Raw genomic sequence first — 12,686 nt, 5'->3', positions numbered from 1 at the left:
GCTCAGGGGATTCGGCCGCCGGGGCGCGCCGACTCCTCGGTACCGGCGCCCTTAGCCCACGCGAGTACGTGAAGGCCTCCTTCCCTACCCTCAGAGTAGGTAAGGAGGCCTTCACGGACCGACCCGAGACGATCAGAGCCAGCCCTGTCGTGACGCCTGCGCTCCCAGCTGGAACCGGGTCCGCGCTCCCAGCAGTTGCTGCAACCGGCTGATCCGCCGCAGCACCGTGCGCTCACTGACCCCGAGCTCGCGCGCGATCGCCTCGTCGGTCAGGCCTCCGCTCAGCAACGCGAGCAGGCGGCGCGTGGCGACGGTCGGTTCCTGCGCCGCTTCCGCGTCGTCCGGACCGCCCGCCCGCACGGGCACGGCCATCCGCCAGAACGAGCCGAACAACTCGATCAGCGCGCTCAGCAGCATCGACGGATGGACCAGCAGGGCGAGGACGTCACCGGCGTCGGAATTCGGGACCGCGATCAGCGCCCGGTTGCCGTCGGCGATCACCAGCTTCAGCGGCAGCCCCGGGAACACCCTCGCCTGCTCCCCGAGGGCGATACTCGACTGCACCTGGGCAAATCCGTCGTCGTGCTGCAACACGGACGAGTCGTAGACGACGCGGTACGCGATGCCACGCGCCATCGAACCTGGCTGCACCGTGCTCACTTCGGGCTTCGGGCTCATGTAAGACCCCGGGTCCAGCGCGACGATGTCGACGGCCGCCTGGGTCTGCATGGCTTCGAAGGTGGCGATCACCTCGTCCCGGCTGCGCAGTACCTCGACGAAGTCCGCGTCCCGGCCCGTCCGCAGCGAGTAAGCGGCGCCGAGCACCTCGGCCGCTTCCCGCGCGCGGATCGCCGCTGCCTCGTGCTGCGCCGCGAACGCCGACAGCGCCGCACGCGGCGGGCACACCTCGACCCCGGACGCGCCTGCTCGGACCAGGCCGAACCGCTCCAGCTCCGCCAGCTCGGCGCCGGGCGTGATCGGGCGCCCGTCCAGCAAAGCCCGGTACAGCTGCTCGGCCTCCATCGACAGGCCTCGAGACTCGGCGAGCATGACGCTTCTCCTCCCCCACCCCGGGATCGATCGGCGTGACATCGATGTCACGCCTGGCGGACGGCTGTTTCCGCTCACCGGTCTTGAGGGGGAAGGCGCCCTGATCGTGCGCCTGAACCGATAACGAAACCATCACAGATCATGCCGAAGAGGCTCCCGCGCGCCCGGACCGGCCCGCGGGAGCCTCTCGTCAACGCCGCCGGAGGTCAGGCGTTGGCGGGCATGCCCTTCTCGTCCGCTTCCGGCGTCGCGGCGCCTTCCAGCAGCTCACGGACGATCTCGTTCGCCTTGCGCACCTGGGGCGTGATCATCTTGATCTTGATCTTCCCGTCGTGCCCGAGATGGCCGCCGACCTCGACCGTCTTGTCCTCACCCGGCAGCGGCAGGCCCTGGCAGCCGGTGAACTTCTTCTTGGGTGTGAGCCCGGTCTGGAAGTAGGCGACGATCGGGTCGTCGACGCAGTCGGTGTTGTACGGGAAGATCCCGTGGCTGCCTTCGTTGTCGACGCTGATCATCTTGGCGCCCGGGAGTCCGTTCGCGGTGGCGAGCGCACCCTCGTACGGCGTGGCCGCGTCGAGTTCGGTCTGCGCGATCAGCAACTTCGGGAACGTCTTGGCGTCCGGCGCCGGCTTGGCGTTGGTGGTCGGCCAGAACGCGCACAGCGGCGCGCCCGACAGGGCCATGATCGGCGCGATGAACGGCGCGTTCACGGTCAGGTCGGCCTGCCAGTAGTTCCAATAGTGCAGGTTCTGGTTCCACTGGCCGTCCTGGCAGCGGATCGCCTCGAACGCGGCGTCCCACGTCTCGACCTCGGCGCCGCCCTGGTAGGAGGCCTTGCGCTCGACCGAGTCCTTCTTCGCGATGGCCTCCAGCGCGTTGCCCTTGGCCTTGTTCAGGAACGCCTTGTTCGCGTCGGTCAGTCCAGGAGTGGCGAGAGCCTTCGCGACGACCTGCTCCAGCTTCTCCGCGTCGGTCCCGGCAGGCGCCGGTCCCTTCGCCAGCGCGGCCACCATGGAGGCCGCCGACGGGTACTGGCCGGTGTCGTACATCGCCGGGATGATGAACCACGCGGCGTAGAGCATGCCCGCGAATTCCCGGGTGCCGCCCGCCTTCTCCCAGTTGCGGCGGATCTCGAGCGGGTCGGTGCCCGCCTTGTACTTCGCGTCGTTGCGCGCGACGTAAGGCAGCAGCGCCTCCTGGAACTGGCGGTCACGGCTACGCGGCTGCAGGTCCCAGGTCTTCTCCAGCGTCGAACGGCTCGCGTCCGTAGATGAGTCGAGCAGGAACCGGTGCGCCTTGGACGGGAACGTGGTGGCGTACCAGGTGCCGAGCCACGTGCCGTACGAGTAACCTATGTAGCTGGTCTTCTTCTCCCCGAGCAGCACCCGGATGAAGTCCATGTCGTACGCGGTCTGCTCGGTGGTGATGAACTTCGTCAGCGGGTTCTTCAGGCAGCCCTCGACCTTCGCCCGGCTGATCACGTTCTGATCCGTGCTGTCCGGGACGGTGTAGCTACAGGTCAGCGGGGTGCTCTGGCCGACACCGCGCGGATCGAAACCGACGAAGTCGTACTGCGAGGCCAGCACGGGGCTGCGCATCGCCATCGCGGCACCCCACGGGAGGCCCTCGCCGCCGGGTCCACCGGGGTTGACCAGCGCGATGCCCTGCCTGCCGGTGCCGGGATAGGCGGTCGCCGTCTTGGAGACCCGGACGCCGATGGTGTTGCCGTCCTGCGGGTTGTGCCAGTCACGCGGCACCTGGACGGTGGCGCAGGCCAGGCCCTTGACCTTCTTCAGCTCCGCTTCCGTCGCCGGCGCGACCGAGGGGAACGAGCACTCGCCCCACACCACGGTCTGCTTGGTCAGCCCGCCGGCGAGCGCCGCGGTGTCCGGCTCGGCCTTGGCCGCGGGAGCCGCACCCGCCGCCGGAGCCAGCACCAGGCCGGAGGCCAGGAACGCACCGGCGACCACGGCCACCGTGCCCCTCCGCGTCTTTCTCGTACTACTGATCACCATGTTCCCTTTCGACAGGAGCCCCCGACGTCCGTACGTGAAGTAAAGACGGGTGATCAGCTTTCCCACACGGCCGGAAGATGGCGGATACCCGACATGGCAGGATCTCGACACCGCGCGGCTCCGGGGCGGTCTCGCGCGATCAGAGCCGTAACTCGCGTGCTCAGAGCCGTAACTCGCGTGCTCAGGCGGCGAACTCACGTGATCACAGGCGTAACTCGCGAGATCGCCGTTCAATCACGCGAGTCACGTGTCTGATCACGCGAGTCACGACTTCTCTTCACGAACATGACGTCACCCTTCGCGCAGGTGATCCCGCAGCGCCCGCGCCACGCGGGCCATCAGCACCTCGGCCTCCGGCTGGACCGCGGCGGGCACCCTGGACCCGGTCAGCGCGGCGATCGCGTACATCCCGCCGTCGGCGTGTTCGGCCACCCCGACCTCGTGCCGCAGATTCAGCACGGTGCCGGTCTTCGACGACCATTTCGTGGCGTCGGAGACGAAATCGGGGCTCAGCCGCTGACGCAGCAGGTTCAGTCCCATGAGTTCACGCACCCGCGCCGCCACCTCTTCGTCTACTTTGGACGGTTTCCACAGCGCTTCGAGCAGGTTCACGAACGCGCGAGCCGAACCGGAACTCGCGCGGGTGACGTCGAGCTGCGGAACAGGATGACCTTGCCCGGTGGTGCCCGCGTTGATCGCGAGCGCGTGCGCGAGGTGGACGTCTGCCGGGGCGAAACGTTCGGCGGGCGTGTCACTGAGGTCCGCGGCCGGATGCCGCGCGGTGATCCCGGGAACGCCCCATTCGCGCGTGATCCTGGTGACCTCGGCGGGAGGCGTCAGCGCGAAGAGCGCGTCCGCGGCGGTCTCGTCGCTGATGGCCATCGTCAGGTAGAGCAGGTCGTCGATCGCCACACTGGCCGGATGCCGGAACCGCGTCAGCCCGGTCGGCCCGGGGGCGGTGGCCCGGCCCGGCTCGACGTCGATCGGCGTGGAGCCGTCCAGCTCGCCCCGGCGGATCCGCTCCAGGGTCGCCGCGGCGAGCGGGATCTTCACCAGCGAGGCGCTCGGGAACTCCAGGTCCGGGTCGATGCCGATCTCGTATCCGGTCCGCAGATCGCGCACGAGGAACGAACCGCGCAAGCCGCCGTCGTCGAGTTCGGCGCGCAGTCCGAGGAGCAGCGTCTCGGTGTTCATGTCGTCTCCTCCGCGCCGAGACACCGGGCGATGTCCGGCCACAATCGTGCCCGGAGCCGCTGCGCGTCCTCGCCGGGCCCCGTCGTGATCTCGAACCCACGCGCGAGCCGGAGCTCGCCGATCGGCCGCCAGTTCAGGCCGAGTTCGGTGGCCTGAACCGTTGAGCACAGCAGCAGATCGTCCGAACCGAACACCGCCGCGGCGGCCGCGCTGAGCGCATCGGCGACGGATACCTGCGCGGGCCGCAAGCCCACCGAGTCACGGATCCGGAAGAGCCGATCCCGGATATGCGGCACGTCGTCCTCGGGCTGGATCCAGATCCGGCGAGGCGGCCTGCCGGACCGGCCGACCCGCAGCGTTTCCAGGTGGAGGGCGCCCGCCCGCGGCCTCCCCCCGGCCGCCAGCCCGAGCGGCACCATCCAGGTGCCCTCTTCGGCGGGAACGGCCGTGACCGCCGCGCGGACCTCCTGTGTGCGCACGAGTTCCGCCCGCTCCCCCGGCGGCGCCTGCCGGAACTCCAGGAAGACGTCCAGCGCTCGCGCCGCCGCGTCGAGTTCGGCGAGCTCGCGGACGGTGCAGGTGTCCGGCATCGCCAGCCGCATCGGCCGCAGTTTGGCGCGCTGTGCGTCGTGCTCCATGGCGTCGGCCAGCGCCACCAGCCGTTTCGCCGACGGCAGCATGTCCCGGCCGAACGGGGTGAGCACGGCGCGCCGGGTGGAGCGGTCGAACAGCCGCTCGCCGAAATGCCGTTCCAGCGCGGCGATCCGGCGACTCGCCACCGGTTGGGGGATGCGCGCGATCGCGGCTCCCGCGGTGAAGGTCCCGGCCTCGCTCACGCTCACGAACGCCCGGCAGCTCCCGATCAGGTCCACGACCACATACTATGCGGATTACGCATGAAAGAGGTCATTCGTGTCTTGGACAGCATGACCGGCGCTGGACAGACTGCGGACATCGAACGATCTTGAAAGGAATCACCGTGTCCGTCACTTCTCGCCGTTGGGCCGCCCTGCTGGCGCTCTCGGTCGCGTCACTCGCCGCGTGTTCCGCACCCGCTCCCGCACAGCCGCCGGCCACCACCTCGCCGGTCGCGGCGACCGGGCGAGCCGACTTCGAACAGCTCGAACGCAGCTACCGCGCCCGGCTCGGGGTGTACGCGGTGGACACCGCGACAGGCCGCGAAGTCGCCTTCCGCGCCGACGAACGCTTCGCCTACGCGTCGACGCACAAGGTGTTCAGCGCCGGCGGTGTCCTGCAGCGGACGCCGGTCGCCGACCTGGACCGGACGGTGACCTACGAACGCAAGGACCTGGTCGTGAATTCGCCGGTCACGGAGAAACACGTGGCGACGGGGATGCCGCTGCGCGCTGTCATGGACGCGACGCTCCGGTACAGCGACAACACCGGCGGGAACTTGCTCTTCCGCGAACTCGGCGGCCCCGAAGGTCTCAACGCGGTCCTGCGCGGGATCGGCGACACCACGAGCCACGCCGACCGGATCGAACCGGAACTCAACGACACCTTCCCCTGCGACACCCGGGACACGAGCACACCGCGTGCGCTCGCCGTGAGCCTGCGCGCCTTCGCCCTCGGCGACGCGCTCCCCGATGACAAACGCAAGATCCTCGTCGACATGATGCGGGGCAGCACCACCGGCGACCAGAACATCCGCGCCGGGGTGCCGGGCTGGCCGGTCGCCGACAAGACCGGGACGGCGGCCTACGGGACACGTAACGACATCGGGGTCGTGTGGCCGCCGGGCCGGGCGCCGATCGTCATCTCGGTGCTGACCGACCGGTCGGAGAAGGACGCCGAGATCGACAACAAGCTCCTGGCCGACGTCACCGCGGCCGCGGTGAAAGCCCTCCCCTGAGCGAACCGCCGGGACGGACGAGGTTCCGTCCGTCCCGGCGGGATTCAGCGGCTCAGCGACGGCAGGGGTTGCCCGCCGGATGCGCCGAGGTTCCGTGCACGTCGGCCTGGGACTCCGCGAGCACGATCTTCGCGAGCGCGGTGTCCAGCGCGACCGCCTGCTGCTTCACCACGCCGTTCGCCACGGTCTGGCCGTTGAGCTTCAACGAACCGATGACCAGCGGGATGGTCATCGGCGCCGAGCCCACGGTGATCGACTCACCGTTGATCTTCAGCGAGGCGACGTTCGAACTGCCCGCCAGCACCGGGGCAAGGCCGCCCGGCGACGGCTGACAGGTCGCGGTCGCCTGTGACTGGATCACGCCGAGTTCGATGGTCAGCCCGAGCGTGCTGATCACCGTCTTGTCGATCTTGGCCGACGCCAGCGCGCGATCGCCCGCGGCCGGAGCCGCCGACTGGTTGTCCGGCGTGAGATCGGTCGACGCGGTCAGCACCTTGGTGTCGACCTTGATCAGGCCGGCGTTGAGCGTCGCGGCGGCGACGGTGCTGCTGTCGTCGGCACAAGGCAGGTTCGCCGGATTGGCCCGCGCCGCGGTCACCCCGAGGACGTTCGCCGCGGTGCCGGTGCAGGAGAAGACGCCGTCACGGTCGTCGTCGACGATCGTGCCGACACCGGTCGCGTCGATGAGGCCGGCGCCCGACGGGGCCGAAAGAGTCACCGTGAACGTCTCGTCCGGCTCGTCGACGGTGTCCGGGTTGACCAAGACGGTCACCGGTCTGGCCGTCTGACCAGGGGCGAACGTGACCGTCCCGCTCGCCGCCGTGTAGTCGGCGGGCGCGGACGCGGTGCCGTTGGCGGTCGCGTACTGGACCGTCACCGGATTCGGGCTGGGGCCGCCGAGCAGCGACACGGTGAACGTCGCCGGTACCTGCGCGCCACCGGAACCCTCGCCGACGGTCACGTCGTTGATGCTCAGGCCGAGTACACGCACGGTCGTGGTCTCGATGTATCCCCGCGAAGCCCCGTCGACCTGGTAATCGACGACGCACTGATAGGTGCCCGGCGCGGCACCGGCGGCGGCCTTGATCGTCTCGGTGAACGTGGCGACCCCGCCACTGGTCACCTTGACGCTGCCCGGATCGTTGGTGACGGTGAGCTGCGGGTCGCAGCTGGTCACCTTCGGGGTCACCGTGACCTCGATGGACTTGATGCCGTCCAAAATGGCCTGGGAGACCTGGCCGGCCGGGACGTTGTTCAGCAGCACGCCGCCCGTGGCCGAGGTGATGGCGGAAGCCTGCCCTGTGGCGTCGAGCGCGCCGACGTTGACGGCGACCACGCGGATCTTCGCCGCCTGCAACGCCGCGATGGTCTGGGCCAGGGTGTGCCCGCCGCTCGGGTCGTGCGACGGCGCGTCGCCGAACCACGCGATGATGCGGGTGCCGTCCGGCCGGAACGCGACCGCGCCGGTGGCGAGCTGGTAGAGCGCGTTCAGGTTGGCCTCCGGCGTGTCCCCGCCACCCGAGGCCGCCCACTGGTCGATCCCCGCCTGGACGGCGGTCGTGTCCCCGGTGATGCCCTGATTGACCTTGAACGGCACCGAGTCGGTGAAGTCCTTGTACTCGGCGACACCGAACCGTGCGGTCGGCTGCGCGGCGAGGACGTCACCGGTGATGGCGCCGGCGTTCGTCCGCACGTTGCCGATCGGCCCGCCCATGCTGCCCGTGGTGTCCGCGAGCAGGACGAGATCGGGATTCGGCGGCACGGCCGAGGTCGTCACGTTCTTGGTCACGGTCGTGCTCTGCCCCGCGTTCAGGGTGAGGTCGACCGTGGCCGGGTCCACTCCCGGCGGAGCCGCGGCGGCGACCGCGGTGGACGCGAGCATCGCCGAGACGGCGGTCAGGACGACGAGCAGTGGTCTTCGTGGCATGGACTTCCCTTTCGAGACCCGGCCGGGGCCGGAATTCCTGTGGGCTCGGTGGAGAAGACGGAATGTTTCGCTTTTCGTTAGCGCGAGAGCCGGGCTTCACCCAGAGCGCCCTGTGTCAAGGCACCAACGGGCTGTTACCGCGAATCCGGGCTACGCGGACCAGGTCCGCATTGCGCCGTCCAGCCGAAGTACCCCGGCATCTCTCACTCTTCAGCGTGAGCGATGCCGAAGGTTTCGGCGTTTTCCGTGATCACGCCACCGGACGGAAACCCGAATTCATCCGGTGGACGTCTGCGGATATTCACCGAATGTCGCAACGTCTCCCACCGGCCGACACCTCGGCGAGACCTCGGACTCGGTCAGTAGACGCACTGGATGATCGCGTCGTCCAAGCGGATGTACTTCGCCGGTCCGCCGTTGTTGCCGTAGATCGGCTGGAGATAGACGGTACCCACGCCGTTCAGATTGAGCTTGGGCAGAGTGATGAGCTGATAGCCTGCCCCGTCGTCGATCCACTTCACCGTGTGGGAGATTTTCCGCCAGCCGTCGACGGGAAACTTCCGAGCGACTTCGCGGTCCTCATCGCCGACCAGCCGTTACCGGCGAAGAGCCAGCCGTTGTTGTTGCCGGTCCGCGCCACTCCCATGCCGATGTCGAACCAGGAATGCCCGTCACCGCCCTGAATCCCGCGCTCCCATACGCCATGGGGATTCGATTCGTAACCGTCGGACCATTGCACGATCCCGGCGTGCGCGGTTCCCGCGACACCCACGAGTGCCGGCGAAAACACCGACAGGACGGCGAATATTTTCTTGAACACGAGAGCTCCCCCTCTTCGCGTGATGAACCCAGTCAGAGGACCAGAGTCCGGAACGCGAGCACAAGGTACCTTCGCGCGCACATTCGACTGCCTTGAAGTGCCTAAGCGAGGTCGGCGGGCCGCGTCCGCAGCTTGGCGGCGATCCGGGCCAGCGCCTGCTGATCCTCCGCGGTCAAGGGGTCGAGGACGAGCTCCCGCACCGAACGGACGTGCGTGGGGGCGGCCGCGACGACCACGTCGTAACCGTCGTCGGTGAGCACGGCGAGCGTGTACCGGCCGTCGCCCGGGTCCGGCGTCCGCTCCACCCAGCCCCGCCGCTCGAAGCGTTTGACCACATTGGACAGACGCGAGAGCGAGCCGTTGGCGAGGTAAGCCAGCTCGCTCATCCGCAGCCGCCGGTCCGGGGCCTCCGAAATATGACTGAGGGTCAGGTACTCGAACAGCGTCAGCCCGGCGTCATGCTGCAGCGGCGACTCGAGTCGCCCCGGCAGCAGGAGGACCAGGGAGACCAGCCCGGTCCAGGCCTCTTTTTCGGCAGAGGTCAGCCACATCGCTTCGTCGGGGTCCGGGGCGGCCATGGCGGAACCTTACCCAGAACGAAGTGACTTCACACGTGAAGTGAAACCGTGGTAGCTTGACTTCAAGCATGAAGTCAACGAGAGGATCCACCATGACCCAGCCGGAGTTCTTCGCCACGCCCGGATACGGCGACCGGCAACTGGCCGAGATGCGCTACAGCCAGGCGGTGCGCGTCGGCGATCGCATCGAGATCTCGGGGCAGGGAGGCTGGGACGACGACTTGAACTTCCCCGAATCGCTCGAGGAGGAGATCGTCAAGGCCTTCGAGAACGTCGAGCGGACCCTCGCCACGGCGGGCGCCACCTGGCGCGACGTCATCGCCGTGGACTCGTACCACGTGCCGGAAACCCCGGGCTTCATCGGCGACACCCACAACCGCGTGATGGTCGAGCAGTTCCGCGAGCGCATGGGCGACCGGGCGCCGATCTGGACCGAGATCGGTGTCCCGGCCCTCGGCGCGCCGAAGATGCGGGTCGAGATCAGGGTCACCGCGATCGCCGGGAACGCCCACGTGTGAACCCCGCACTCCTTGGGTACTCCATGCCTGCGCCCATGCTCTTGGCCCAGCTGGGAAACCCGCTAAGGAGAACGCGTGGGTATCACGAGAACACGACAGGCTTACGAGTTCCCCACCGGTATCGCCCCACCACTGGGAGAGGTCCGGGCCTGGCTGCGACAGCAACTGAGCGAGGTCGGACGCACCACCATCGCGGACACCGAGCTGCTGACCACGGAACTGGTCACCAACGCGCACGAACACGCGGACGGCGTCGCCGAGCTCAGGGTCTCCGTCCCCTCGGGCCGGGACGTCGTCCGCGTCGAAGTCGACGACCACCGTCCGCGCCTGCGGCCCCACCGCGTGATCAAGGACGACCCGATGAGCCCTCACGGTCGAGGGCTGGCGCTGGTCGAGGCGATCAGTGCCCGGTGGGGTGTCACCACCGGCGCGGGATTCAAAACGGTGTGGGCGGAGATCCCCGTGCTCTGACACGATCATCGGGTGACAGCCTCGCGCCGCACCCTGGTCGCGCCGATCCCGCGACCGGGTGATCACGTTCGTCTCGTCTCCCCCGCCAGCTTTCCCAGCCACGAGCAGGTCGCCGAGACCGGGGCTGTCCTGGAAAGCTGGGGGCTGGTCGTCGAAATCGGGACACACGCGCTCGACCGCCGGGGTTTCCTGGCCGGCCGGGACGAAGACCGGCTGGCCGATCTCGACGACGCGTTCCGTGACCCGGCCGTCCGCGCCGTGATCGCCACTCGCGGCGGAGCGGGCGCGTACCGCATCGCCGATGATCTCGACTTCGACGCCGTCCGGGCAGATCCCAAGCCGTTGATCGGCTTCAGCGACATCACCGCCCTCCACCTCGCGCTCTGGCGGCACTGCGGGCTGGCGGGGATCCACGGTTCCCTGGCCGGTTCCCGCTCCGCGGCCGCGACCCGGCGGCTCCTGATGGGCGGCGAACCCGCCATCCTCCACCGCGACCCGAGGGCCATGACAGTCGAGGCCGAAGTGCCCGGCACCGCCACCGGCGCCCTCGTCGGCGGCAATCTCGGCACCGTCGCCCACGCGGTCGGCGTCGGCCTGCCTTCGCTGGCGGGCACCATCCTGTTCTTCGAAGCCGAGCGGACGATCGGCCTCGGGCAGGTCGACCGCCAGCTGACCCAGCTGATCCGGTCCGGCGCGCTCCACGGTGTACGGGGGATCGCGCTCGGCCGGTTCCCCGGCTTCGAGGACTACACCGATCGCGGCTGGACCCTCGTCGACGTCTTCGAGGACCGGCTGGGCGCGCTGGGCGTTCCGGTACTCGGCGGAATCGACGCCGGACACGGCGCGGACCCGCTTTCCCTTCCGCTGGGACCGCTTGCCGTACTGGACACGGCCGCGGGCACGCTCACCGTCGAGCCGGCGGTCGGCTCAGTAGACACGGATCCACGACTCCCCCGAGCCAAGCGCGAAGGACTCCGTTGAACAGCTCGGGATCCTCCACATTCCAGATATGGTGCATCCCCGGCACGAGCCGGGACCGCGTCTGGGGGGCGGCCCGCGCGATTTCCGCGAGGGATCGGCGCACCGCCGGGGAATCCTTCTCCCCCGCCGTCGCGAGCAGCGGCCCGGTATAGCGGCGTACTTCCGCGGGCACACCGCCCGCGCACACCTCGGCGGCCATCGCGGACGCGGTTTCGCGGCGCACCGAGAGACCGTGCTCGACATACCGGGCGCGTGCCTCTCCGGGAAGCCCGAAGGCAGCGGCTTGGGCACGCCAGTACCAGCGGGCCCGCGAGAACGCCGACTGCAGCCCGCAGTACAAGCGCATCCCGGCGCCGGCGGGCATGAGCGGCGCGCTGGTCAGGAACGCCGAACTCACCCGGTCCGGGTGCCGCGCCAGCACACGCAACGCCGTGAGCGCGCCGAGAGACAGCCCGACGAGATCGAACCGGCCGTCGACGCCGTGCCCCGTCACTCTCGCGACGACGTCATCCGCCACCGCGTCCAGACCCGGCCAGCGCTCGCGGACCCGTTCGCCGAAGCCCGGCAGATCCGGCGTGAGCACCGTCCGATCGCCGAACGCGGACAGCTGCGGCTCCCACATCCAGTTCGCGACGTTGCCGCCGTGCAGCAACACCACCGGCCGCTCCACGGTGGCCGTCCCGGCGGAATGCACCTCGGGGAACGCGCTCACGCGAGCTCCTCTTCGAGCGAGTCGAGCCAGTCCAGTTCGACGCGCAGGTGCGCGATTCCATTGTCTAGTGTGGACAGTCGAAGCCGGGCCGCCCGGTCGGGCGCACCCGACTCCGCCCGCGTCCGTTCGAACCGCTCCAGCCGCGCCTTGGTCGCCTCGCGACGGACCGCCAGGAGGGAGCGAAAGGCGTCCTCGTCGAGATCCGCACCGAAGAACACCCGCGCGAGGAACGGATCGCGTTCGACGTGACGCTCGGGCTCACTCGCCAGCCACTCGGCGAGCGCCGTCCGCCCCGCGGCGGTGATGCGGTGTTCCTGCCGGTCCGGCGCTCCGGAGCCGGCCACCTTCTCGACCTCGGCGAGCCCGTCCGTGACGAGCCGGGCAAGGGTGCGATAGATCTGCGCCTTGTCCGCCGCCCAGAAGTGCCCGACGGTCGACTCGAAATGGCGTTTGAGGTCGTAGCCGGTCATGGGCGCGAGGGCGAGCAACCCCAGGATGAGGCGGGAGAGAACCATGCCACTAGTAGACTAGTCCTCTATGAGACTTG

14 protein-coding genes are annotated in these 12,686 nt (G+C 69.2%); 4 read left to right on the top strand and 10 right to left on the bottom strand.

The annotated features are described in order from the left end of the window. Positions 1-132: 132 nt before the first annotated feature. From AC069H_RS28430 to AC069H_RS28415, 4 genes are all read right to left on the bottom strand, one after another. Positions 133-1,050 (bottom strand): helix-turn-helix transcriptional regulator, encoded by a 918-nt coding sequence (locus AC069H_RS28430; RefSeq protein WP_478234364.1) that lies wholly within the window; start codon positions 1,048-1,050, stop codon positions 133-135. Between the two features lie 206 nt (positions 1,051-1,256). After that, positions 1,257-3,026 (bottom strand): alpha/beta hydrolase, encoded by a 1,770-nt coding sequence (locus AC069H_RS28425; RefSeq protein WP_478234363.1) that lies wholly within the window; start codon positions 3,024-3,026, stop codon positions 1,257-1,259. Positions 3,027-3,356: 330 nt separating this feature from the next. Then, on the bottom strand, positions 3,357-4,259 hold the full coding sequence (locus AC069H_RS28420; protein WP_478234362.1) for a serine hydrolase: 903 nt from the start codon (positions 4,257-4,259) through the stop codon (positions 3,357-3,359). Further along, positions 4,256-5,137 carry a LysR family transcriptional regulator gene (locus tag AC069H_RS28415; RefSeq protein WP_478227056.1) on the bottom strand — a complete coding sequence of 294 codons (882 nt, stop codon included), beginning with the start codon at positions 5,135-5,137 and terminating at the stop codon, positions 4,256-4,258. The genes AC069H_RS28420 and AC069H_RS28415 overlap by 4 nt, the downstream gene beginning before the upstream one ends. Before the next feature lie 101 nt (positions 5,138-5,238). On the opposite strand from AC069H_RS28415, the gene bla reads away from it, so the two are divergent. Then, entirely contained in the window at positions 5,239-6,132 is an 894-nt protein-coding gene (gene bla / locus AC069H_RS28410; protein WP_478234361.1) for a class A beta-lactamase, read from the top strand. 52 nt (positions 6,133-6,184) lie between these two features. Here the strand turns inward: bla and AC069H_RS28405 are convergent, their stop codons facing one another. From AC069H_RS28405 to AC069H_RS28390, 4 genes are all read right to left on the bottom strand, one after another. Then, entirely contained in the window at positions 6,185-8,059 is a 1,875-nt protein-coding gene (locus AC069H_RS28405) for a Calx-beta domain-containing protein (RefSeq protein ID WP_478234360.1), read from the bottom strand. Positions 8,060-8,418: 359 nt separating this feature from the next. After that, positions 8,419-8,580 (bottom strand): hypothetical protein, encoded by a 162-nt coding sequence (locus tag AC069H_RS28400; protein ID WP_478234359.1) that lies wholly within the window; start codon positions 8,578-8,580, stop codon positions 8,419-8,421. Then, the gene (locus AC069H_RS28395) at positions 8,577-8,879 is read right to left on the bottom strand and encodes a hypothetical protein (RefSeq protein ID WP_478234358.1); all 303 of its coding nucleotides are present in this window, start codon (positions 8,877-8,879) and stop codon (positions 8,577-8,579) included. The genes AC069H_RS28400 and AC069H_RS28395 overlap by 4 nt, the downstream gene beginning before the upstream one ends. Before the next feature lie 101 nt (positions 8,880-8,980). Beyond that, positions 8,981-9,457 (bottom strand): MarR family winged helix-turn-helix transcriptional regulator, encoded by a 477-nt coding sequence (locus AC069H_RS28390; RefSeq protein WP_478234357.1) that lies wholly within the window; start codon positions 9,455-9,457, stop codon positions 8,981-8,983. A 92-nt stretch (positions 9,458-9,549) separates the two neighbouring features. Here AC069H_RS28390 and AC069H_RS28385 point away from each other — a divergent pair, with 92 nt between their 5' ends. From AC069H_RS28385 to AC069H_RS28375, 3 genes are all read left to right on the top strand, one after another. After that, complete coding sequence (locus tag AC069H_RS28385) at positions 9,550-9,975, top strand: Rid family hydrolase (RefSeq protein ID WP_478234356.1); 426 nt, start codon at positions 9,550-9,552, stop codon at positions 9,973-9,975. A 75-nt stretch (positions 9,976-10,050) separates the two neighbouring features. Continuing rightward, a complete protein-coding gene (locus AC069H_RS28380) occupies positions 10,051-10,446 on the top strand; it encodes an ATP-binding protein (RefSeq protein WP_478227049.1) in 396 nt (131 codons plus the stop codon). Between the two features lie 12 nt (positions 10,447-10,458). Beyond that, on the top strand, positions 10,459-11,427 hold the full coding sequence (locus tag AC069H_RS28375) for a S66 peptidase family protein (RefSeq protein WP_478234355.1): 969 nt from the start codon (positions 10,459-10,461) through the stop codon (positions 11,425-11,427). Here the strand turns inward: AC069H_RS28375 and AC069H_RS28370 are convergent. After that, the gene (locus AC069H_RS28370) at positions 11,351-12,139 is read right to left on the bottom strand and encodes an alpha/beta fold hydrolase (protein WP_478234354.1); all 789 of its coding nucleotides are present in this window, start codon (positions 12,137-12,139) and stop codon (positions 11,351-11,353) included. The genes AC069H_RS28375 and AC069H_RS28370 overlap by 77 nt on opposite strands. Continuing rightward, the gene (locus tag AC069H_RS28365) at positions 12,136-12,654 is read right to left on the bottom strand and encodes a PadR family transcriptional regulator (RefSeq protein WP_478227046.1); all 519 of its coding nucleotides are present in this window, start codon (positions 12,652-12,654) and stop codon (positions 12,136-12,138) included. The genes AC069H_RS28370 and AC069H_RS28365 overlap by 4 nt, the downstream gene beginning before the upstream one ends. Between the last annotated feature and the right edge of the window lie 32 nt (positions 12,655-12,686).

Source organism: Amycolatopsis sp. NPDC043887, assembly GCF_056435665.1.
This window is presented reverse-complemented; position numbering and strand designations above follow the sequence as displayed.